Source organism: Actinomyces oris (assembly GCF_001937665.1).
Classification (GTDB): Bacteria; Actinomycetota; Actinomycetes; order Actinomycetales; family Actinomycetaceae; genus Actinomyces; species Actinomyces stomatis.
The window spans coordinates 1-22,045 of record NZ_MSKL01000005.1; the positions used below are offsets into that span (position 1 = coordinate 1).

At 69.2% G+C, this 22,045-nt stretch carries 17 protein-coding genes; 6 read left to right on the forward strand and 11 right to left on the reverse strand.

What is annotated here, in order from left to right; genetic code table 11:
- Positions 1–58: 58 nt before the first annotated feature.
- Positions 59–1,690: an RNA polymerase sigma factor gene (locus tag BKH28_RS01330; protein WP_075417144.1), complete on the reverse strand. Its 1,632-nt coding sequence runs from the start codon at positions 1,688–1,690 to the stop codon at positions 59–61.
- Positions 1,691–1,915: 225 nt separating this feature from the next.
- Here BKH28_RS01330 and BKH28_RS01335 point away from each other — a divergent pair, with 225 nt between their 5' ends.
- Together BKH28_RS01335 and pknB are read left to right on the forward strand one after the other, a co-directional pair.
- Positions 1,916–3,076: a polyprenyl synthetase family protein gene (locus BKH28_RS01335; RefSeq protein WP_075417145.1), complete on the forward strand. Its 1,161-nt coding sequence runs from the start codon at positions 1,916–1,918 to the stop codon at positions 3,074–3,076.
- A 100-nt stretch (positions 3,077–3,176) separates the two neighbouring features.
- A complete protein-coding gene (gene pknB / locus BKH28_RS01340) occupies positions 3,177–5,204 on the forward strand; it encodes a Stk1 family PASTA domain-containing Ser/Thr kinase (RefSeq protein ID WP_075417146.1) in 2,028 nt (675 codons plus the stop codon).
- A gap of 78 nt (positions 5,205–5,282) precedes the next feature.
- Here pknB and BKH28_RS01345 read toward each other — a convergent pair whose 3' ends face one another.
- The 3 genes from BKH28_RS01345 to BKH28_RS01355 all read right to left on the reverse strand — a co-directional run bounded on the left by BKH28_RS01345 (position 5,283) and on the right by BKH28_RS01355 (position 9,024).
- Entirely contained in the window at positions 5,283–6,632 is a 1,350-nt protein-coding gene (locus BKH28_RS01345; RefSeq protein WP_256695419.1) for a class II 3-deoxy-7-phosphoheptulonate synthase, read from the reverse strand.
- A gap of 123 nt (positions 6,633–6,755) precedes the next feature.
- Positions 6,756–7,985: a pyrophosphate--fructose-6-phosphate 1-phosphotransferase gene (locus BKH28_RS01350; RefSeq protein WP_075417148.1), complete on the reverse strand. Its 1,230-nt coding sequence runs from the start codon at positions 7,983–7,985 to the stop codon at positions 6,756–6,758.
- Between the two features lie 160 nt (positions 7,986–8,145).
- Positions 8,146–9,024, reverse strand: a complete 879-nt coding sequence (locus tag BKH28_RS01355; protein WP_075417149.1) for a lysophospholipid acyltransferase family protein — start codon at positions 9,022–9,024, stop codon at positions 8,146–8,148.
- 190 nt (positions 9,025–9,214) lie between these two features.
- Between BKH28_RS01355 and BKH28_RS01360 the strand changes: the two genes are divergently transcribed.
- Positions 9,215–10,873, forward strand: coding sequence for a DEDD exonuclease domain-containing protein (locus tag BKH28_RS01360; protein WP_275531616.1), 1,659 nt, complete (start codon positions 9,215–9,217; stop codon positions 10,871–10,873).
- 28 nt (positions 10,874–10,901) lie between these two features.
- Positions 10,902–11,495, forward strand: a complete 594-nt coding sequence (locus tag BKH28_RS01365; protein ID WP_075417150.1) for a class I SAM-dependent methyltransferase — start codon at positions 10,902–10,904, stop codon at positions 11,493–11,495.
- Positions 11,496–11,590: 95 nt separating this feature from the next.
- Here BKH28_RS01365 and BKH28_RS01370 read toward each other — a convergent pair whose 3' ends face one another.
- Entirely contained in the window at positions 11,591–12,034 is a 444-nt protein-coding gene (locus BKH28_RS01370; protein WP_075417151.1) for a hypothetical protein, read from the reverse strand.
- A gap of 180 nt (positions 12,035–12,214) precedes the next feature.
- On the opposite strand from BKH28_RS01370, the gene BKH28_RS01375 reads away from it, so the two are divergent.
- Positions 12,215–12,838, forward strand: a complete 624-nt coding sequence (locus BKH28_RS01375) for a superoxide dismutase (protein WP_075417152.1) — start codon at positions 12,215–12,217, stop codon at positions 12,836–12,838.
- Positions 12,839–12,938: 100 nt separating this feature from the next.
- On the opposite strand, the gene BKH28_RS01380 is transcribed toward BKH28_RS01375, so the two are convergent.
- The 4 genes from BKH28_RS01380 to BKH28_RS01395 form a co-directional block, all read right to left on the reverse strand.
- The gene (locus BKH28_RS01380) at positions 12,939–13,931 is read right to left on the reverse strand and encodes an FKBP-type peptidyl-prolyl cis-trans isomerase (RefSeq protein ID WP_075417153.1); all 993 of its coding nucleotides are present in this window, start codon (positions 13,929–13,931) and stop codon (positions 12,939–12,941) included.
- A gap of 39 nt (positions 13,932–13,970) precedes the next feature.
- Positions 13,971–14,363, reverse strand: coding sequence for a HesB/IscA family protein (locus BKH28_RS01385; protein ID WP_075417154.1), 393 nt, complete (start codon positions 14,361–14,363; stop codon positions 13,971–13,973).
- Between the two features lie 239 nt (positions 14,364–14,602).
- Positions 14,603–16,261: an ABC-F family ATP-binding cassette domain-containing protein gene (locus tag BKH28_RS01390; protein ID WP_178388801.1), complete on the reverse strand. Its 1,659-nt coding sequence runs from the start codon at positions 16,259–16,261 to the stop codon at positions 14,603–14,605.
- A 48-nt stretch (positions 16,262–16,309) separates the two neighbouring features.
- Positions 16,310–16,966 (reverse strand): hypothetical protein, encoded by a 657-nt coding sequence (locus tag BKH28_RS01395; protein WP_075417156.1) that lies wholly within the window; start codon positions 16,964–16,966, stop codon positions 16,310–16,312.
- Between the two features lie 373 nt (positions 16,967–17,339).
- On the opposite strand from BKH28_RS01395, the gene BKH28_RS01400 reads away from it, so the two are divergent.
- Positions 17,340–19,460 (forward strand): glucose PTS transporter subunit IIA, encoded by a 2,121-nt coding sequence (locus BKH28_RS01400; protein ID WP_075417157.1) that lies wholly within the window; start codon positions 17,340–17,342, stop codon positions 19,458–19,460.
- Between the two features lie 129 nt (positions 19,461–19,589).
- Here BKH28_RS01400 and BKH28_RS01405 read toward each other — a convergent pair whose 3' ends face one another.
- Entirely contained in the window at positions 19,590–20,450 is an 861-nt protein-coding gene (locus tag BKH28_RS01405; RefSeq protein ID WP_075417158.1) for a TrmH family RNA methyltransferase, read from the reverse strand.
- A gap of 148 nt (positions 20,451–20,598) precedes the next feature.
- On the reverse strand, positions 20,599–21,906 hold the full coding sequence (locus BKH28_RS01410; RefSeq protein WP_075417159.1) for an SPFH domain-containing protein: 1,308 nt from the start codon (positions 21,904–21,906) through the stop codon (positions 20,599–20,601).
- Between the last annotated feature and the right edge of the window lie 139 nt (positions 21,907–22,045).

The following is a 22,045-nucleotide window of genomic DNA, read 5'->3' on the forward strand; positions in this document are numbered from 1 at the left end:
CGGGGCCGACGCCGTTGACACGAGTGAGCCGGACGCTCCCTCGTCCGCTGAGGTCCGCTCAGTCCAGGTAGTCGCGCAGGACCTGGCTGCGCGAAGGGTGGCGCAGCTTGGACATGGTCTTGGACTCGATCTGGCGGATGCGCTCTCGGGTGACCCCGTAGACCTTGCCGATCTCGTCGAGGGTCTTGGGCTGGCCGTCGGTCAGACCGAAGCGCATGGAGACCACGCCTGCCTCGCGCTCCGAGAGGGTGTCCAACACAGCGTGGAGCTGCTCCTGCAGGAGGGTGAAGCTCACCGCGTCGGCCGGGACCACGGCCTCGGAGTCCTCAATGAGGTCACCGAACTCGGAGTCCCCGTCCTCACCCAGCGGTGTGTGCAGGGAGATCGGCTCGCGCCCGTACTTCTGGACCTCGACCACCTTCTCCGGGGTCATGTCCAGCTCGACCGCCAGCTCCTCCGGGGTGGGCTCACGTCCCAGGTCCTGGAGCATCTGGCGCTGCACCCGGGCGAGCTTGTTGATGACCTCGACCATGTGCACCGGGATGCGGATGGTACGGGCCTGGTCCGCCATCGCGCGGGTGATGGCCTGGCGGATCCACCAGGTGGCGTAGGTGGAGAACTTGAAGCCCTTGGTGTAGTCGAACTTCTCCACGGCGCGGATGAGGCCCAGGTTGCCCTCCTGGATGAGGTCCAGGAAGAGCATGCCGCGCCCCGTGTAGCGCTTGGCCAGGGAGACCACCAGTCGCAGGTTGGCCTCCAGCAGGTGGTTCTTGGCCCTCTGGCCGTCCTGGGCCACCCAGTGCAGCTCGCGACGCAGCTTGGCCGGCAGGTCGTTGCCCTCCTCAGCCAGGCGGTGCTCGGCGTAGAGGCCGGCCTCGATGCGCTTGGCGAGCTCGACCTCCTGCTCGGCGTTCAGCAGCGCGACCTTACCGATCTGCTTGAGGTAGTCCTTGACCGGGTCCGCGGTGGCGCCGGCGGTGACGACCCGCTGGGCGGGCTCGTCGCCCTCGTCGGAGTCGGAGACGGTGAAGGAGCCGTCCTTGTCCTGGGACTTGCCGCGCTTACCGGACTTCTTGGAGGCGGCCTTCTCCGCCTCCTCCCGGCGCATGCGCTCGAGCTCACCGGTCAGGGCCGCGATGGAGGGCTGCATCTTAATGCCCTTGATGACCCAGCCGCGGAAGATGTAGCCGTTCTGAGCGAGGTAGTCGCGCGCCACCATCGGGGCGGAGTCGCCCACGACGAACCGGGGCACCGGTCCGTGGCCGTAGGGAGCCAGCGTGATGGGCTCCTCCAGGGTGCCGTGGCCGGCGATCTCCAGGTTCTCCACAATTGTGCGCGAACGCACGAAGAGAGTCGCCCCGGGAGCCAGGCGGACCCCTTTGAGCGAGGCGGGGTTGTTGAAGGGGCTGCGCTTGGAGCCGTCGCCGTTCTCCTCCAGGCTCACATCCAGGTAGTAGTCGCGCAGCTCAGGAGCCGGGCCGTCATCCTCCTGGACGGTCTGCGCCTCGGAGTCGTCATCCTGGTCCTCGTCCTCATCAGAGGAGTCCTCGTCGTCATCGTCAGAGTCGTCGTAGTCCTCGTCGTCGTAGTCGGCGTCGTCGTCGAGGTCGAAGTCCTCGTCGTCGAGCGGGGTCTCGTCGACGTCGTCAGTGAGCTCGGTGCTGGAGCGCGTCACTGTGGAAGAAGCCACGGAGTTCCTTTCGCGTGGGCGGGCGGACAGCCGGTGTCGGGGTATGGGAACCCGATCCGGCACAGCAGACAACCCCAGAATTGTAGCGTTTATTCCCCAGGTTCTCCGCACGGGCGGCTTAGTATGACCTCACCTTGTTCGCAGTCGGCGTCCCGCCGCGGCAAAACCGTTGCCGGGAGCGTCACCGCCCCTCCTGACGTCCGCCCTGGGTCTACTCTGGCGGCTATGAGCGCGCTGCCTGCGGCCCTGGGCCGTATCCGTCCCGCCGTCGAGCACCGTCTGACGGAGGTCCTGGAGGATTGCCACCGGCGTTGGGAGGACCTGGGGCAGGCCGCACCGGATCTGCTCCAGGCCGCCGAGAGCGTCCTGAGCGGGGGTAAGCGCATGCGGGCCGTCCTGGGGGCCGTCGGCTGCGCGCTCCTGAGCACGTCGGAGCACCGAGCCGAGTGCCTGACCGGTTCCGACGCCGTCCACCTGGGTGCGGCGCTGGAGCTCTACCAGGCCAGCGCCCTGGTCCATGACGATCTCATGGACGGCGCCGACACTCGACGGGGCCTGCCCGCGGCGCACCGCGCCTTCGGCCGGGACCACGAGGCCCGCGGCTGGCGGGGACGCCCACAGACCTTCGGAGCCAATGGCGCCATCCTTCTCGGTGACCTCCTGCTGTCCCTGGCCGGCGAGGAGATGAGCGCACTGGCGCAGTCGCGCGCCTCCTGCGAGACCGGCAGCAGAGCGGCCCGGTACGCCCGGAGCGCCTTCGACGCCATGACCACCGAGGTGGCCCTGGGCCAGTTCCTCGATGTGCGCAGCGAGAACCTGCCCCTGCCCTGGGGCCGGGAGCCGGGTGCCGCGGCCAGACGCATGCACGACGACGCCCTGTCGGTCGTGCGTCACAAGTCGGCCCGGTACTCGGTGCGCCACCCGCTGCTCATCGGCGCCCTCCTGGCCGGCCTGGATCCGAGTGGGCCCACCGCCGAGTACCTGGCCGCCTTCGGCGAGGAGGTCGGCATAGCCTTCCAGCTGCGCGACGACGAGCTGGGCGTCTTCGGCTCGCCGCAGGCCACCGGCAAGCCGGCCGGCGACGACCTGCGCGAGGGCAAGCGCACGGTGCTGCTGGCCCTGACCTGGGGACTTTGCGACGAGGCCGGCCGGCAGCTGCTCGGCAGCGTCCTGGCCAATCCCGAGGCGACACCGGAGCAGATCGGCGAGGTCGCCGCTCTCATCGAGGACTGCGGCGCGCGCGCCGCCCACGAGGAGATCATCACCATGCACCGCGACGCCGGGAGCCGGGCGCTGGAGCGCCTCAGGAACGAGGGCGTGGTGAGCACCGCATCCCTGGAGGACCTGGCGGTGCTGGCGGACCTGCTGACACACCGGCTCTCCTGACCCGGCCGAGGAAACGGGGACACCCCGACGGGTGGGCAGTACTACCCGCCTCATCCGACCACCGGCTGTCACGGCACCACCGGCATCGTAGAATCGCGCCGTGGTCACAGATCCCCTCATTGGTCGGCTGGTCGACTCTCGCTACGAGATCGTCGACCGCCTCGCGCGCGGCGGGATGGCCACCGTCTACCGCGCCCACGACCGTCGCCTGGACCGGACCGTGGCGCTCAAGCTCATGCACGCCCACCTGGCCGACTCCCCCGACTTCGTCTCGCGCTTCCGCCGTGAGGCGCGGGCCGCGGCACGCCTGTCCAACCCGGGTGTGGTGGCCGTCTTCGATCAGGGCAGCCTCGACGGGGTGGCCTACCTCGTCATGGAGTACGTCGAGGGGCCCACACTGCGCGACCTCATCGCAGCAGGACCACTGTCAGTCAAGGAGGCCCTGGGGCTGGTGGCCCAGCTGCTGCGCCCGCTCGGCGCCGCCCACCGGGCCGGCCTGGTCCACCGCGACATCAAGCCGGAGAACGTCCTGCTGCCCTCGGACGGCTCTGTGGCCAAGGTGGCCGACTTCGGTCTGGCCCGGGCGGTCACAGAGGTGACGCAAACGACGACGGGCAACGTGCTGGGCACGGTCGCCTACCTGGCGCCCGAGCTCATCACCTCCGGGGACTCCACCTCTCGCGCCGACGTCTTCTCCGCCGGGGTTGTCCTCTACGAGCTCCTCACCGGCCAGCAGCCCTTCACCGCGGACTCCCCCATTCAGATCGCCTTCCGCAACGTCCACGAGGACGTGCCCCTGCCCTCCAAGCTGGTGCCCGAGATGCCGGCCGACGTCGACGAGCTCGTGGCCACCATGACTCGCCGTGAGCCGCAGGAGCGCCCGGCCGACGCCGATGAGGCGCTGGCGCTGCTGCGTAACGTCGTCGACGAACTGACCGACTCCGAGCTCTCCGTGCGCCGCGGTGGCGGCACCGGCTCGATCCGCACCCAGGAGGTCATGACGGCCAACGCTCAGGCCGCCCGCTCCGCCATCGGTGACGAGCCCCAGGACGAAGCCGACGTCTCCTCAGCCGAGGACTCCTCGTCGCACGCCGGTATGCGCACCGTCTCCCTTCCCATCGGCTCCATCGGCCCGGACTCCAGGGGGAGAACACGCGCACTCTCACGCAAGGCCGTGGCGGCCGACGCGCAGAAGACCACCGCCGTCCCCGCACGGAAGGCGGTCACCGGCGGTTTCAGCCGCCGTCGTGCGGTCATCATCGGGCTGCTCGCCGTGGCCGGAACCGGGGCGAGCGCCACCTGGTACCTGACGGCCGGTCCGGGCAGGAGGGTCTCCGTGCCCAACATCGTCGGCATGTCCGAGGACCAGGCACAGCTCGCCCTGGAGAAGCAGGGGCTCGACTGGGGCACGCCGGAGCGCGTCTACTCCGACACGGTCCCGGCCGGCAGCATCGTCTCCTGCCGGCCGAGGGCGGGCCAGAAGGTGGGACTCGGCCAGGTCGTCACCGCCGCTGTCTCCCGGGGCGTGGAGACCAAGACCGTTCCCGACGTCGTCGGAAAGACCAAGGATCAGGCCACGGCCGCGATCAAGGCGGCCGGACTGAACCTGGGGGACGTCACCGAGGAGTACTCCGCCAGCATCGACTCGGGCAAGGTCATCTCCTCCGACCCCAAGGCCGGCAAGGTCATCAAACACACTGAGAAGGTCTCGCTCGTGGTCTCCAAGGGCAAGGAACCGGCCACGATCCCCGACGTGACCGGTCTGAGCGAGGATGAGGCCACGAAGGCCCTGGAGGACACCGGCCTGAAGAAGGGCAAGGTCAGCAAGGGCTACTCCGACTCCGTGGCCAAGGGTAACGTCATCTCCTCCTCGCCCATCGCCGGTGCCTCGGGCTACTACAAGGGCGACTCGGTGGACCTGACCGTCTCCAAGGGGCCGGAGAAGGTGACGATCCCCGACGTGACCGGCAAGAGCCGGGACGAGGCCAAGAAGACCCTGGAGGACGCCGGGCTCAAGGTGGAGGTCAACAAGCGCCTGGGCGGCCCCTTCGGGACGGTGCGCTCCACCGACCCCGCGCCGGGCTCCAGCGTCAAGCCGGACTCCAAGGTCACCATCAACATCTTCTGACGGCTGTGGCCCGGTTCCGCCGGAGCGGACCGGGCCACGTTTCGCCGGAACTGTGGGACGGGCTCTCGGTGGAGGTTTTCAGCCCTTGAGCATCTCGGCGATCTCGAAGGCGACCTCGAGGGACTGCTGGTGGTTGAGGCGCGGGTCGACGAGGGTCTCGTAGTGCTCGGCCAGGCCGGCCTCGTCGATGTGCTCGCCGCCGCCGAGGACCTCGGTGACATCGTCGCCGGTGAGCTCGACGTGGATGCCGCCCGGGGCGGTGCCCAGGGAGCGGTGCACCTCGAAGAAGCCGCGGATCTCGTCGAGGATCGTCTCGAAGCGGCGGGTCTTGTAGCCGTTGTCCGAGGTGATGGTGTTGCCGTGCATGGGGTCGGCGATCCAGGTGACGGGGCGCCCGTCGGCACGCACCGCCTCCACCAGTACCGGTAGGGCATCGCGGATGCGGTCGGCGCCCATGCGGGTGATGAGGGACAGGCGTCCGGGCAAACCGTCGGGGTTGAGGCGGTCCATGAGCCGGGCGACGTCGTCGGGGGACGTGGTGGGGCCGACCTTGACGCCCACGGGGTTGTGGACGCCGGCGAGGATGGCGACGTGGGCACCGTCGGCCTCGCGGGTGCGCTCCCCCACCCAGAGCATGTGGGCGGAGGTGTCGTACAGGCGCCCGGAGCGGGAGTCCTCGCGGATCATGGCGTCCTCGTACTCCAGGAGGAGGGCCTCGTGGGCGGCGTAGAAGTCGACCTGGCGCAGGGCGTCGAAGTCGACGCCGGCGGCCTCCATGAAGCGCATGGCCCGGTCGATCTCCTCGGCGAAGGACTCGAAGCGCTTGTAGGCGGGGTTGGCGGTGAAGCCGCGGTTCCAGGAGTGGACCTCGCGCAGGTCCGCGTAGCCGCCCATCGTGAAGGCGCGGATGAGGTTGAGGGTGGTGCCCGAGCGCAGGTAGGCGTCCAGCATGCGTGTGGGGTCGGGGATACGGGCCTCGGGGGTGAACTCGTGGCCGTTGACGGAGTCGCCGCGGAAGGAGGGCAGGGTGACCTCGCCGCGGGTCTCGGTGTCCGAGCTGCGGGGCTTGGCGTACTGACCGGCCATGCGGCCGATCTTGACCACGGGCGTGGAGGCGCCGTAGGTGAGGACCGCGGCCATCTGGAGGATGGTCTGGACCTTGAGGCGGATGTTGTCGGCCGTGTTGTGGGTGAAGGACTCGGCGCAGTCCCCGCCCATGAGGACGAAGGCGTCCCCGGCACTGGCCTGGGCGATGAGGTCGCGCAGGGAGTCGACCTCTCCGGCGAAGACGAGCGGGGGCCGGCGGCGCAGGTCCGCCACCACGTCGGCCAGCGCGACCTCATCGGGGTAGGTCGGCTGCTGGAGGGCGGGCAGGTGGCGCCATGCGGGGACCTGTACGTCCGTGCGGGCGACGGAGAGCTCGTTCATCACGCCCGTCAGCATAGGACAGTCGGGATATGGCCCGGAATCGGGCCGCATCGCGGAACAGAGCGGCCGGCGCCGTCACAAAGGACGGCACCGGCCGCGGTGTCTCAGTGTGTGGGCTCAGCCTCAGTGCTCGGGGGCGACCTCGGCGGGCTCGACCTTCTGGCCCAGGTCGGCCATGAGGTCGGTGAACCACTGCTGGGTGATGTCGAAGGGCTTGGCGCCGGCGATGCGCGGGAAGGCGATCGCGGTGAGCTCGTCGTTGTTCTCCTCGTCCTGGCCGATGACGCCGGACTCGCCGCGCAGGGCGCAGTCGACGGCCAGGTCGCACATCTTCTTGATGAGGGCGAGGTCCTCGGCGTTGGCGTGGGCGGCGCGCGAGTAGTAGCCGGACTTCTGGACCATGACCTTCTCAGCACCGATGAGCTCGGCGAACTGCTTGGCGAACCACTGGCCGGGGTTGATGGTGTCGAGCTTGACGTGGCCGAAGGGGTCGCGCTGGACCTCCTGGCCGGCGGCCTCCATCTCCGCGATGATCTCGGGGACGCCGGCGCCCTCGGACAGGAAGATGTTGACGTTGCCCTGCTCGTCCATGATGGCCTTGAGGCGCTCGGCCTCGGCGGCGATGTCGAGCTTCATCTCGGGGACGAAGACGGCGTGGACGTCCCAGCGCTCCTTGGTCAGGCCGAGGGAGGGGGCCCACTGCTTGGTCTGGAGCAGGTCGTGGTAGCGGCGGGCGGTCTCGGCGGTGAGGTAGCCGCAGTTGCGGCCCATGCACTCGTGGACGATGAGCATGCGGGGGTTGGAGCGGTGCTCGCCGATGACGTTGAAGGCGAAGCCGGCGCCCTCGTCGGCCGCGGTCCAGGCGCCCAGGGACTGGCGGATCGGGACGACGTCGTTGTCGATGGTCTTGGGCAGGCCGACGACGGTGAGCTCGTAGTCGTTCTCGTGGAGGTAGGCGGCCAGGTCCGCGGCGGTGGTGTTGGTGTCGTCACCACCAATGGTGTGCAGGACGTCGACGCCGTCCTTGCGCAGCTGTTCGGCGGCGAACTCCAGGGGGTTGACGCCCTCCTTCACGAGGCCGCGCTCGACGAGGTTCTTGGCGTTGGTGAGCTTGACGCGGGAGTTGCCGATCGGGGATCCGCCGAAGTCGCGCAGGATGCCGGCGTTCTTGCGGGCCTCGTCGTCGATGACGATGTAGTTGCCGGTGAGCAGGCCGTGGTAGCCGTACTGGTAGGCGATGATCTCGACCTCGGGAGCAACCTGCGTGTAGCGCTCGATGAGGTCGCCGACGGCGGCGGACAGACAGGGGGCGAAACCGCCAGCGGTGAGCAGGGCGACGCGACGAATCGACATCGGGAACCTTTCGGGTTGTGGGTACTCGGGGCCAGCGCCCCGGCCGGATCGGGCGGCACGGGCCGCACCGGGCGTCAGTCTACGTGCCATCGGTAGCCGCTGACAGGGACCAACCGGACAGAATCAGGGAGCCGGGGAAGTCGCCCCGTCCCCAAGGCCCCTACTCGGCGCCGGGCTCGGCCTCGTCGTCGGAGGCCTTGTCCTTCTTCTTGTCCTTGCCGCTCTTGTCCTCCGGCGGCTCGGGCACGGAGACCTCGGGGGCGGGGCGCCCACCGGGCGCGGCCACGGGCGCGGCCGAGGGGCGGGCCTGCGCCTGGGCGGCGAGCATCTCGGTGACGACCTCATCGGCGGTCTTCTTCTCCGAGTCCATGGCCTTCTTGACGTCGGCGGCGTAGAGGTCCACGTACTCCTGGCCGGAGAGCGCCATGAGCGCGTACATGATCTCGTCGGTGATGGAGCGCAGCACGAAGCGGTCGTTCTCCAGGCCCTTGTAGCGGGAGAAGTCCAGCGGCTCGCCGATGACGATGCCGACGCGGTGGCGGGTGGAGGGGATGGACTTACCAATCGGCTGGGCCAGGTTGGAGCCGATCATCGCCACGGGCACCACGGGGGCGCCGGTGGCCAGGGCGATGCGGGCCACACCTGTCTTGCCGCGGTAGAGGCGCCCGTCGGGGCTGCGCGTGCCCTCGGGGTAGATGCCGAAGAGCTGACCCGAGCGCAGGCGGTCGATGCCGGCCTGGAGCGCCGCCTGGGAGGCCTTGCCGCCGGAGCGGTCCACGGGGATGGTGCCCACCGTCTTCATGAAGTTCTTCACCGCCCAGCCCTTGACGCCCTTGCCGGTGAAGTAGTCGGCCTTGCCGATGAAGGCGACCTCACGGTCCACCAGCAGCGGCAGGAAGAAGGAGTCGATGACCGCCAGGTGGTTGGAGGCCAGGATCGCCGCTCCCTCGGTGGGAATGTTCTCCTCACCGCGGATCCAGGGCTGATAGAGCATCTCCAGGGCCGGGCCGACTGTTGCCTTGATGGGTCCGTATCCCACGCGGGGCCTCCTGTGAACTGCTGGCTGGGCGGCCACCACACGGTCCTGCACCATCGGAGACGGACGGCACCGGAGCCGGCCGGTGCCGCTCGGGTATGGGGATGATTCTAGGGTGCTTCCCACCCTGCTCGCACCGACTTCCCGACTACTGGCGAGGATGCATGTCACTGCCATCCTCTAGCCTGCGACCGTGAGCACCATCGGGACCCAGGTGTCCTTCGCCGACATGGGCACGCCCCTGGAGCGGGCGACCTTCGTCGTGGTGGACCTGGAGACCACCGGTGGGGCGCCGGGCGCTCGCTCTCTGACCGAGATCGGGGCCGTCAAGGTGCGCGGCGGACAGGTACTGGCGGACTTCTCCACCCTGGTCAACCCCGGTGTCGCCATCCCCGCCCAGATCACGATGCTCACCGGCATCACGAACGCCATGGTGGCCGGCGCCCCCGGCGTACGCACCTGCGTGGAGGCCTTCCTGTCCTGGGCGGATCTGCTGGCCGACGACGTCGTCCTCGTGGCCCACAACGCCCGCTTCGACGTCGGTCACCTGCGTGGCGCCGCGGCGACCCTGGGCCTGGAGTGGCCCGAGCCCCGCGTGCTGGACACGCTGGCGCTGGCCCGCAAGGCCTGGAGCCGCAGCGAGGTGCCCAACCACAAGCTGGGGACGCTGGCCGCCTTCGTGGGCTCCCGGACCCGTCCCACGCACCGGGCCCTGGATGACGCGCGCGCCACCGTGGACGTGCTGCACTCGGCCCTGGAGGTCATGGCGCCGCTCGGCGTCACGCACCTGGAGGACCTGACCACGGCCTCCGACCCGGTTCCGGCCAGGCGCCGGGCCAAGAGCCGACTGGCCGACGCTCTTCCCAGTGGCCCCGGCGTCTACCAGTTCCGCTCGGCGGCCAACCAGGTGCTCTACGTGGGCAGCGCCGTGGACCTCAAGCGTCGGGTGCGCTCCTACTTCACCGCCGCGGAGAAGCGCCGCAAGGTGGCGCAGATGCTGGACACCACCGTGAGCGTGCGGCACATCGCCACCCCCACGCTCATTGAGGCGCGGGTGCGCGAGCTGCGGATGATCGCCGAGCTCGACCCACCGGTCAACCGCCGCTCCCGGGCCCCGCGCCGCCGCCCCTGGCTCCACCTGGCCCAGGGCTCAGGCCCGGGGACCGAGCCGCGGTTGGCACTCACCACCGTGCTGCCCACGGAGGAGGTCGACCGCGCGGTCGGCCCCTTCGCCTCGCGCAGCCGAGGCCAGGAGGCCCTGCGCGCCGCCGAGTCGGTGCTGCGTCTGCGCCGCTGGGACGGCCACGAGCTGCGCCGGGTGCGCCGCGACGACGTCCCGGCGGAGCCGGCCGAGGTGCTGGCCTGCCTGTCGGGGGAGGTCGACCTGGTGGCCACTCCCCTGCTGGAGCGCATCGCGGCACTGTCCCAGGCCGAGCGTTACGAGGAGGCCGGAACCTGGACGGGGCGCCTGCGCTGCCTGCTGCGCGCGGTGGCCCGAGCCGAGCGGGTACGGCCCCTGCTGACCTGCCCGCATCTCATGGCGGCCAGGAGGCGCGAGGTCGGAGGCTGGGAGCTGGTGGTGGTGCGCTGGGGCGTGCTGGCCGGCTCCATGACGACCGCTCCGGGGGCCGACCCACGTCCCGCCGTCGAGCTGCTGCGCGCCAGCGCCCGGGTCGTTGAGAGGCCGGGCCGCGTCGGTGAGGTCGCAAGCATTGAGGAGACGAATCTGCTGGCCGACTGGGTCCTGGAGGAGGGCGCCCGCATCGTGGAGGTCGACGGCGACCCCACCGTGCTCACGTGGCCGATCGGGGCGGCTGCCCGCCATCGCAAGGTCCTGGCCTCGGAGGATTGAGGGCTCGGCTCCTTGTAGGCTCGGCGCGATGAGCTCCAGTGATGTGTGGTCGGCGTACACCGCTCGTGCCGAGGAGTACGCACAGGCGCTTGGCCACATGGCGGTGACGGCGGAAGAGGACAGGCGGCTCATCGCCCGATGGGCGCGAGGGGTACAGGGGCGGATCGTTGATCTGGGGTGCGGGCCGGGGCACTGGACCGCCTACCTTCATGACCTGGGCCTGGAGGTCGAGGGGGTGGACCCGGTCGAGAGCTTCATCGAGATCGCCCGCGATCAGCACCCGCATGTCACCTATCGGCAGGGTTCCTCCGACTCTCTGCCTACGAGCGTCTACGGCGCTGTCCTGGCCTGGTACTCCCTCATTCACATCCCGCCTCAGGATCTGCCCGGAACGCTGACGTCCCTGGGAGGCAGCCTCAAGCCGCAGGGGAGCCTGCTCATCGGGTTCTTCGCCGGGGACCGGGTCGAGGAGTTCCCCCACGCGGTCGCCCCGGCCTACTACTGGCCCTCGCAGGAGCTGGCCTCGCTTCTGGAGCGCAGCGGATTCAATGTCCTGGACGTGGAGCACCGCAGGGTCACCGGTGCACGCGACCACGGCAGCATCTCCTGCCGCGCGGTGTAGAAGGCCGCTTCAATGCATGCGAAACGAAGGCGAGCGGCCCACGGCCAGACGGCTCAGGTCCTCTCCGGCGCCTGGCCGGAAGGGTGGAGCCGAGCTCAGCCGGCGGGGGTGACGGTGCCGCGGCGGGCGGTGAGGGCCTTGGCGACACCCTCCTGGAGGCTCAGCGGGTCCAGGGGGCGGGGCACGACGACCTCCGCCTTGGCCCAGGCGGCCAGCCAGTCGTCCTGGGGGCGGGCGGTCAGCAGGACGACGGCGGGGCGCTCCTCGAGCTCGGTGAACAGCTCGTGGGCCAGCCCCATGCCGCCGAGCTTCTTGGCCTCGGCGTCCAGGACCAGTGCGTCGAAGGGCGGCTGGTCCTTCTTCTCGCGGTCCTTGATGGCCATGCGCACGCCCTCGGCGGTGGCCGCCTCGGTCCAGCTCACCAGCGGCAGGCCCTTGGCAGGTCGGCGTCCGACACCGTCGATGACCTCCCGACGCACGGTGGCGTCGTCGGAGAAGACGAGAAGTTCGAGGCGGGCGGAAGCAGCCTGGTCGGTCATATCGGATCCTTCGTGGACGGGTACGGACGGCAGTGTTTCCGCGGTCAGTGTAATCACAAGGCGGCTCACTATCCCTCTTCCGGCCCCACGTCTAGCATGAGCCATGTTCAGGACTTCAGTCCTAACGAGCCCTGCTGAGGCGGGACTGAAGCCACCTCACCCACCGAAAGGCAGTCCTTGATGGCCGTGTACACCCTTCCCGAGCTCCCCTACGACTACGCCGCCCTGGAGCCCCACATCTCCGGCAAGATCATGGAGCTCCACCACGACAAGCACCACGCCGCCTACGTCGCCGGTGCCAACGCCGCCCTGGAGGCCCTGGCCGCCGCCCGTGAGGCCGGCGACCTGGCCGCCATCAACCTGTGGGAGAAGAACCTCGCCTTCAACCTGGGCGGCCACACCAACCACTCCATCTTCTGGAAGAACCTCTCCCCCAATGGCGGAGGCCAGCCCGAGGGCGAGCTCGCGGAGGCCATCAAGGACTCCTTCGGCTCCTTCGAGAAGTTCCAGGCGCAGTTCACCGCCACCGCCATGGGCATCCAGGGCTCGGGCTGGGCCGTGCTCGCCTACGACTCCCTCTCCGGAAAGCTCGTCACCTTCCAGCTCTTCGACCAGCAGGGCAACGTGCCCGTGGGCACCATCCCGCTGTTCATGGTGGACATGTGGGAGCACGCCTTCTACCTCGACTACCTCAACGTCAAGGCCGACTACGTCAAGGCCGTCTGGAACATCGCCAACTGGCAGGACGTCTCCGAGCGCCTGGCCGACGCCGTCGCCAAGACCCAGGGCCTCATCGTTCGCTGACGCCGAGCCCTGGCAGCACGCCGCACAGACTTGTGGCCCGCGCCCCTGACCGGGGTGCGGGCCACAGCTGTATCGAGTGGCTGCCTGAGCAGCTCTCCGCTCAGATGACCTTCTCGAGGTCCATCACGAAGATGTAGGCCGACTGACGCTGCCCTCCGTTGGAGTTACCGGGGGCCAGCAGCACGATCCTGGAGCCCACTGGTACCCCGGCCGCACGGATCTGTGCGGCCGACATGGCGCTGGGGGCGTGATCCTCCCAGGTCGAGCTCCGCGTCGTTCCGTCCCACGAGGTGCGGGACATCTGCACGGCCACCGTGTCGGTCTCCTTGATCGCCTCGCCCTTGCCGCGGGCGACGACGACGACCTCCGGCTGCAGCGGCTCCTCAGCCTGAGGGCTCGCGAGAGCGGCCGCGGGGGCGCCCAGGTTCCCGGAAAGCGTCACCCCGCGATCAGCGAGCTTCTTGACCGCCGCGGAGTCGATCGTGGCGTCCTTGGTGGCCGGAGTCAGCTCATCGCCCGTGATGCGGCCGGTGATGTCGACGACGAAGACGAGAGGGCCGGTCGGCGAGTTCGGACGAGCCGGATCGGCGGTCTCGCCGTACCCGAGCTTGCCCGGGATGGACAGCAGGACACGCTCGCCGACCTTGTGTCCGGATAGACCGCAGGTCCATCCGGGGATGACCCCGGTCAGGCCGAAGGAGATCGGGGAGCCCTTCTTGAAGGAGGAGTCGAAGGCCTCCGTTGAACCCCATTTCCAGCCCACGTAGTTGGCGGTGATGATGTCGCCCGAAGTCACCGCCGGGCCTTCCGCGGCGGTGAGCGTCTTGGAGACGAGGTTGGCAGGCGCCTGCTTCCCCTCACTCCAGGTGACGGTCGGCTCGGCCTCCGCATCGCCGGCGATTGCCGGAAGCGCCTCGGAGTCGGTCTCGATGGTGCCGGCCTCCTGAGCGCAGTTGATGATCGAGGGGGTCAGGGTCGGGGACACCTGTGCCGACGGCGTGGCAGACGTGTTCTTGGAGGACCCTGAGCAGCCGGCCAGCGCGAGGCAGGCGGCCGCAGCCAGGGCCGTCAGGGTCAGGGATGTGCGGCGCACATGAGCTCCTTGCGTGAGGGAGGGCCTGCGCGGGAGGGATCAGTGGAAGGACTCGCCGCAGGCGCAGCTTCCGGCGGCGTTGGGGTTGTCGATGGTGAAGCCCTGCTTCTCGATGGTGTCGGCGAAGTCGATGGTGGCGCCGGACAGGTAGGGCACGCTCATGCGGTCGACGACCACCTCGACGCTAGCCATCTCGTCACTGCCCGTGGGGAAGGCGCGCACGGCGTCGCCGTCCAGGAGACGCTCGTCGAAGTAGAGCTGGTAGACCAGGCCGGAGCAGCCTCCGGGCTGGACGGCCACGCGCAGGCGCAGGTCGTCGCGACCCTCCTGGGCCAAGAGGTTGGCGACCTTCGCCGCGGCGGTCTCGGTGAGGATGACCTCGTGCTCAGGGGTCTCGGTGTCAGTGGTGTCGGTCAGGGCGGTCTCTGCCATGGTCATCTCCTGGTCTCGTATGCCTACGTGTGTCTGCGGCGCTCCGTGCGGCGCCGCTGAAGGTCCTGCGGCGGCTCTTCTGACGAGAGCCGTAAGGATCCGTTGGAGCCAACACTCCATCCGGATGCCTTGTTCCTGGTGACAACCCTACGCGGTCCCCACACCGGAGCCGGGGTGAGGGGACTCACTGTGTCCGACGGCATCGCCCCCGGGCCGGGTGGGATGTGACGGCCTCGCCCTCAGGCGAGGGCCACCAGCTCGAGGTACTCCGGCCCCCACAGGTCCTCGTCGCCGTCGGGCAGCAGGAGGACCCGGTCGGGGTTCAGGGCCTCAACGGCTCCCTCATCGTGGGTGACCAGGACGACGGCGCCGGCGAAGGTGCCCAGCGCCCCGAGGATCTCCTCGCGGCTGGCCGGGTCGAGGTTGTTCGTGGGCTCATCGAGCAGGAGGACGTTGGCGCTGGAGACCACGAGCATGGCCAGGGCCAGACGGGTCTTCTCCCCGCCGGAGAGGACCCGGGCGGGCTTGTCGGCGTCCGAGCCCGAGAAGAGGAAGGAGCCCAGGACGCTGCGCACCTGGGTGTCGTCCATGCCGGGGGCGGCGCGGCGCAGGTTCTCCACGACGGTCGCCTCGGTGTCGATGGTCTCGTGCTCCTGGGCGTAGTAGCCGATCTTGAGACCGTGGCCGGGGATGACCTCGCCGGAGTCGGGCTCCTCCACCCCGCCGAGCAGGCGCAGGAGCGTGGTCTTGCCGGCGCCGTTGAGGCCCAGGACCACGACCCGGCTGCCGCGGTCGATGGCCAGGCCCACGCCGGCGAAGACCTCCAAGGAGCCGTAGGCCTTGGACAGTCCGGCGGCCCGCAGCGGGGTCTTGCCGCAGGGGGCCGGGTCGGGGAAGCGCAGGTGGGCGACCTTCTCCACGGCGGCCTCGTCCTCCAGGTCGGCCATGAGGCGCTCGGCCCGCTTGAGCATCTGCTGGGCGGCCACGGCCTTGGTGGCCTTGGCCCGCATCTTCTCCCCCTGGGCGCGCAGGACGGCGGCCTTCTTCTCGGCGTTGGCGCGCTCTCGACGGCGCCGGTGCTCGTCGTCGGCGCGCTGCTTGAGGTAGGCGTCCCAGCCCAGGTGGTAGACGTCGAGGACCCCGCGGCCGGCGTCGAGGTACATGACCTGGTTGACGGTGTCGCGCAGGAGTTCGACGTCGTGGCTGATGACGATGAAGCCACCGGCGTAGGTGCGCAGGTGGTCGCGCAGCCACAGGATCGAGTCGTGGTCCAGGTGGTTGGTGGGCTCGTCGAGCAGGAGCGTGTCGGGCTGCTGGAACAGGACCCGGGAGAGCTCGACCCGACGGCGCTGGCCGCCCGAGAGCGTGCCGATGGGCTGGTCGAGGACGCGGTCGGGCAGGCCCAGGGCGGCGCTGATGCGGGCTGCCTCGGAGGCGGCGGCGTAGCCGCCGGCCATGGTGAACTCGTGGTCCAGGCGCGTGTAGCGGTCCAGGGCCTTGGCCTGAGCCTCACCCTCGGTGACGGCGATGCGCTCCTCGGCCTTGCGGATGCGGGCCAGGAGCGCGTCGATGCCACGGGCCGAGAGGATCCGGTCCCGGGCGATCTCGCCAAGGTCCCCGACCTTGGTGTCCTGAGGCAGGTAGCCCACCGAGCTGGTGCAGGTGATCGTGCCCTCGTGCTCGACGGCCTCCAGCCCGTGGCGCTCATCGGCGTCGTTGACGGCACGGCCGGCTCCCTGGGCCACGGAGGCGGCGGCGAGCAGCTTGGTCATGGTGGTCTTGCCGGCGCCGTTGCGGCCCACGAGGCCGATGCGCATCCCCTTGTCGACCCGGAAGCCGGCGTGAGCGACGAGCTGGCGGGCACCGATACGCATGGTGAGGTCCTGGACATTGATCACGCGCGCCATCGTACGGGCCCGCCGGTCCTGCCCGCCGCAACGGACCTATCAGTCCCACCACATCCACCAGCCGACCCCTCCGCCGGCCCACTCTGGCCGGGTGCGCACGATGTCGTCAGGGACGCACCTGGCGTCGAGCTCGTACCGCTCCTTGACCCGATCCCACAGCGCGGAGCACTGGCAGGCCCGACTGTGCTCGGCGAGGACCTCGTAGTCCTGCAGGTCGGCGTCGGCGACCCATAGGGCCTCGACGCTCAGACGCTCGTCCTCTCGCTGGGGACCGATGCCGTAACCGGACAGGCGCACCTGCCCGTCCGCTCCGGCGCAGGCGGACAGCAACGTCTTGAGGGTCGGGGCGAGGTTCTGGCGGTCACTCAGTGCCGCAGCCGGCAGCCGCAGGAGCAGGTCGGCCGCCGTGGCGGCGTCCATCCCACGGAAGGGCACGTAGTCGCTCACCGGGGCGCCCAGAGCATCCAGCCGCAGTGGCGTCTCCCCCGGCAGGCAGCGCGGGGTGTCGAGCCAGGGCTCAAGCAGGCGCCACAGGCCGATGCGCACCGTCCACCCCGGTGGACCGTAGAGGCTCGGCGAATCCGGCGAGCCGGTCTGGGACGGGGCGGGAGGCGAAGTCGTGGTGGGAGGGCGAACCGGATTGTTCGGTAGGACCGGCGGTGCCGGCTGGGCAACCAGAAAGGTCTGCGCACTCATGTCGGGCTCCTTCACGTGAGGCGGGGGAGGCGTGCCTCAAGCGTGCAAAAACCACTCCGCCGGCGCACCCACTGGTCTGGGCGGCTGTGCACGCAAAGAGCCTCATCTGTGCAAACACCTACCAGTGGATACCGGGATCGCGCAGATTCGTGGACATTGGCCGTCTTGAGAAGGCCAGCAGCACCATCCGGACGGACTGTTCCCTTTTTGTTCTGAGCCATAAGACAGTACCCTCTTCCTCAACCACCTTCTTCGCGCCCGTGCGGCGCACGAGGTGTCAGATCCCCACCACCGAGAGCGAGCCCATCGGGGACTCGGAGCGCACCGGCGTGCATCCGTCGTCGTCGACCTCGCCCAGTAGGAAAGGGCCCGAATGGCAACCACGACCTCAACCCCTGAGGCAATCCTCGACGCCGTGGGCGGCGCCGAGAACATCATCCATTTCACCCACTGCGCCACCCGACTGCGCTTCGAGCTCAAGGACGCCTCCGGCATCGACAAGGCGGCCGTCGAGGCCATCCCGGGCGTCATGGGCGCAGTCCCCCAGTCCGGGGACCGTTACCAGATCGTCATCGGTGGTGCCGTACAGAGCGTGTACGACGAGATCAACAGCCTGCCGGCCATGAAGAGCCAGGGCAGCTCCTCCGGTTCCAGCTCAGGTGAGTCCGACGCCGACGTCAAGGCCGCCGCTCGGGCCAAGGCCCGCGGCAAGAACGCCTACGTCGATGCCTTCTTCGAGTACCTCTCGGACTCCTTCCGCCCCCTGCTGCCGGTGCTGCTGGGCGCCTCGCTCATCATCGCCGGCCTTGCGGTACTGGATTCACTCGGCGTCATCAATGCCAGTGACCCGAACCTCACGGCCGCGGACAAGCCCGCCGCACAGGTCTTCGCGGAGGCCATGTTCAAGTCGGTGTTCCACTTCCTGCCCATCATGGTGGCATACAACGCCGCCAAGAAGCTCAACATCGACCCCTGGGTCGGCGCTGCGGTCATGGCGGCGCTTATGACGCCTCCATTCCTTGAACTCGACAAGGCAATGGGAACGACCTGCACCCACAACGCCACGTTGAACAAGGACCTGTGTGTCGCGCATATCGCGGGCGTTCCCATGCAGCTCAACGACTACAGCGGCCAGGTCTTCGTTCCCCTCATGATGGTGGCCATCCTGGCCCTGGTCTACAAGGGTCTGGCCAAACTCATTCCCTCTAACGTGCAGATGGTGTTTGTTCCGTTCTTCTCCTTCATCATCATGATGCCGGTGACGGCCTTCATCATCGGTCCAGTAGGTATCTGGGTCGGTACAGGCCTGGGATCCGGACTGGCGTGGCTCAACACGAGCGCTCCGATCGTCTTCGCAATCGTCATCCCACTGCTCTACCCGTTCCTGGTGCCGCTGGGTCTGCACTGGCCACTCAACGCCATCATGCTGGCCAACATCAGCTCGCTGGGCTACGACTTCATCCAGGGTCCCATGGGCTCGTGGAACTTCGCCTGCTTCGGCGCCACCGCCGGTGTGCTGGTCCTGGCCATTCGTGACAAGGACAAGGTCATGCGTCAGACGGCCTCCGGTGCCCTGGCCGCCGGCCTCTTCGGTGGCATCTCCGAGCCAAGCCTCTACGGTATCCACCTGCGCTTCAAGCGCATCTACCCGCGTCTGCTGGCCGGCTGTCTCGTGGGCGGTCTCATCACCGGTATCGGCGGCGGTATCAAGGCCTCTACCTTCGTGTTCAGCTCACTGCTGAGCATCCCGGTCTTCACCCCCATGGCCCTGTACGGCATCGCCATCGCCGCGGCCTTCGCCACCTCGATGACTCTCATCATTTTCACGGACTACCGCACCAAGGAGGAGCGGGCCGAGGCCCGTGCGGCTGTGGCCGACGCGGAGGCCGCCAAGGTCTCTGCATCTGCCCCGGCTGAGGCCGCTGAGGAGCCCGAGACCGACGGCGCCGCCGCGGCTGCCGGTACCGCTGAGGAGGGCGACCGGACCGCCAAGGCCCCCACGCCCAAGCCGGCCCTCGTTCCCGGCGCGGTCACCGAGATCACCTCACCGCTCAAGGCCACAACCATGGACCTGGACAAGGTTCCCGACCCGGTGTTCTCCTCGGGCGCCGTCGGCCAGGGCGTCGGTCTGGAGCCCGAAGGCGACATCGTCGTCACGGCTCCCGCGGACGGAACCGTCGTCGTCGCCCCCTCCTCGGGGCACGCCTTCGGCATCACCCTGGACAACGGCGTGGAGATCCTCATCCACGTGGGTCTGGACACCGTCAACCTGGAGGGCAAGGGCTTCGACGTCAAGGTCTCCCAGGGCGACCGCGTCAGCGAGGGTCAAGAGCTCGTCCGCGTGGATCGCTCCGTCATCGAGCAGGCCGGCTACCCGCTGACCACGCCGGTGCTCATCACCAACACCGCCTCCTTCGCCTCGGTTGAGGTCGTCGGCGGAGACTCGGTGGAGCCCGGTGACGCGCTCATCAAGGTGACCGCGCCCGAGGCCTGATTCTCATAGCGACACAGCCGACCCGATAGGCCGCTGATACGACGTCGGGGCCGGATCCGTGAATGGACGGATCCGGCCCCGACGTGCTACTTACCCGGTACCTGCTGGCAGTGCCGGTTCCGGTCCGGGTCAGGGCAGACGCAGCGCCCAGAAGGCCACGGCCGCGGCAGCCGCCACGTTGAGGGAGTCCACTCCCCCGGCCATGGGGATGCGCACCACCTCGTCGGCCGCGGCAATCGTCCAGTGGGACAGCCCGTCACCCTCCGTGCCCAGGACGACGGCGACCCGCGAGTCCGGTTCCGTACAGGCCGGCGAGGCCGCGAACTCATCCAGCGCCACCGAGTTCTCCGACAGGGCCAGCGCGGCCACGGTGAAGCCCTGCGCATGGAGCTCATCCATGGCAGGCCAGCGCTCGATCCGGGTCCAGGGGACCTGGAAGACGGTGCCCATGGAGACACGCACGCTGCGCCGGTAGAGAGGATCCGCGCAACGCGGAGTGACCAGAACGGCGTCGATCCCCAGGGCAGCCGCACTGCGGAAGGCGGCCCCCACGTTCGTGTGATCCACCAGGTCCTCCAGGATCGCAACCCTTTTGGCCCCTGCTCCCCCTCGCGCGGCCGTCAGGAGCTCGGGAACACTGGCCAGCTCGGGCCGGTTCATGGCGGCCAGCGCCCCGCGGTGCAGGTGGAAACCCGTGATGGACTCCAGTACCTCCTCGGGAGCGACGAAGACAGGAACCTCCCCGCCGTCGTCGTTTCCCCCGCATCCGGCCGCTGAGGCGATGACCGGGCGCATCTCAGCCAGGTGGCGCGGGGCCATGAGGAAGGATCGTGGGGAGTGCCCGGCGGCCACGGCCCGCGTGATGACCTTGGAGGACTCGGCCATGTACAGGCCCCGCTGCGTCTCCAGCCGACGGCGCAGCGCCACGTCCGTCAGCCTGGTGTAGTCCGCCAGGCGCTCGTCGGCGCCGTCGTCCAGCTCAATAATCATCGCTCGTCACCTTCTGGGTCCTTCCCCGCTCAGCACAGCAGTACGGCGGGAAGAATAGGCCGATCATCGTGGATCGCCCACTCCTCCCGCCGCAGCGAATGCCCCCTGGGACCTCTCCTGGTTCCCAACGGGCCTCAGGGCAGCCGGCTCAGGCTCCGTAGGGTCCCTGGGGCGCGCCGGGAGGCGTGCCGTACCCCGGCTGAGCCTGGATGCCGTAACCGCCGCGCGGGGGCACGGAACCCGGCTGCTGCCCCTCGTCCTCGGGGTCGGCCACGTGGCTGCCGTGTGCGGCGTGAGCCCCCTCGACGCCTTCGGAGGTCGGGACGGCCACAGTGGCTTCGCCGTCAACCTCATCCACGGGAGCCTTCGGGGAGACTCCTCCCTTGGGAGCGGGCTCCTCACTGGCCTCCTGGGAGGCCGACTCGACCTCGCCGCGGGCCTGGGCGAGGGCCTCCTCGGGGGCCTGGAGGCTGGTGCTGGCCAGGTCCGAGGCGATGCCCAGGTCGAGCTCGCTGCCCGAGAGGTCAACACCGGGACGGGAGGCGTCGTCGTCGGAGTGGTCCGAGCCGCCGCCGGGGCCTCCGTCCTTGCCGCCGCCGAGGGCGCCGGCGATGCCGTCGAGTGCCGCAGTGAACTCGGTGGGCACGATCCACATCTTGGAGGAGGAGCCGTTGGCGATCTTGGGCAGGGTCTGGAGGTACTGGTAGGCCAGCAGCTTGGAGTCGGCGTTGCCGCGGTGGATGGCGTCGAAGACCTGGAGGATGGCGCGAGACTCACCCTGGGCCTTGAGGATCGCGGACTGCGCCTGACCCTCGGCGCGCAGGATGGCGGACTGCTTGTCACCCTCGGCCGTGAGGATCTGGGACTGCTTGACGCCCTCGGCGGTCAGGATCGCGGCGCGGCGGTCGCGCTCGGCGCGCATCTGCTGCTCCATGGAGCCCTGGATGGAGGCCGGCGGGTCAATGGACTTCAGCTCCACGCTGTTGACGCGGATTCCCCAACGACCGGTGGCCTGGTCCAGGACACCGCGTAGCTGGCCGTTGATCTGGTCACGGCTGGTCAGCGTCTGCTCCAGGTCCATGGAGCCGACGACGTTACGCAGCGTGGTGACCGTCAGCTGCTCAATGGCCTGCAGGTAGTTGGAGATCTCGTAGGTGGCACGCATGGGGTCGGTGATCTGGTAGTAGACCACCGAGTCGATGCTCACGACGAGGTTGTCGGAGGTGATGACCGGCTGAGGCGGGAAGGAGACGACCTGCTCACGCAGGTCCATGATGTTGCGCACCCGGTCGATGAAGGGCACCAGGAAGTGCATTCCAGCGCCGTAGGCCGCCTGGAAGCGCCCGAGGCGCTCAACGATGATCGCGGTGCTCTGCTTGACGATCCGCACCGACCGGAAGATGGCGACGATGACCAGCACGGCCAAGAGAAGCAAGATGATGGAGACGAAGGGCACGAGTTTCCTCCTGCGGGGTTGAACGGGTGGTCAGAACGGTTGATGGGCCGACGCCGGGAATATCAGGGCGGGAGGGGAGGGTCAGCAGACGCGATGCCGGATCCTGACGATGCCAACACAGTAGGGCACCATCGGCCCG

Coding starts and splice junctions, on each gene's coding strand:
- BKH28_RS01385 (WP_075417154.1), bottom strand. CDS start 14,363: ATGGCAGAGACCGCCCTGACCGACACCACTGACACCGAGACCCCTGAG.
- BKH28_RS01365 (WP_075417150.1), top strand. CDS start 10,902: ATGAGCTCCAGTGATGTGTGGTCGGCGTACACCGCTCGTGCCGAGGAG.
- BKH28_RS01400 (WP_075417157.1), top strand. CDS start 17,340: ATGGCAACCACGACCTCAACCCCTGAGGCAATCCTCGACGCCGTGGGC.
- BKH28_RS01405 (WP_075417158.1), bottom strand. CDS start 20,450: ATGATTATTGAGCTGGACGACGGCGCCGACGAGCGCCTGGCGGACTAC.
- BKH28_RS01375 (WP_075417152.1), top strand. CDS start 12,215: ATGGCCGTGTACACCCTTCCCGAGCTCCCCTACGACTACGCCGCCCTG.
- BKH28_RS01395 (WP_075417156.1), bottom strand. CDS start 16,966: ATGAGTGCGCAGACCTTTCTGGTTGCCCAGCCGGCACCGCCGGTCCTA.
- BKH28_RS01345 (WP_256695419.1), bottom strand. CDS start 6,632: ATGAACGAGCTCTCCGTCGCCCGCACGGACGTACAGGTCCCCGCATGG.
- BKH28_RS01370 (WP_075417151.1), bottom strand. CDS start 12,034: ATGACCGACCAGGCTGCTTCCGCCCGCCTCGAACTTCTCGTCTTCTCC.
- BKH28_RS01350 (WP_075417148.1), bottom strand. CDS start 7,985: ATGTCGATTCGTCGCGTCGCCCTGCTCACCGCTGGCGGTTTCGCCCCC.
- BKH28_RS01335 (WP_075417145.1), top strand. CDS start 1,916: ATGAGCGCGCTGCCTGCGGCCCTGGGCCGTATCCGTCCCGCCGTCGAG.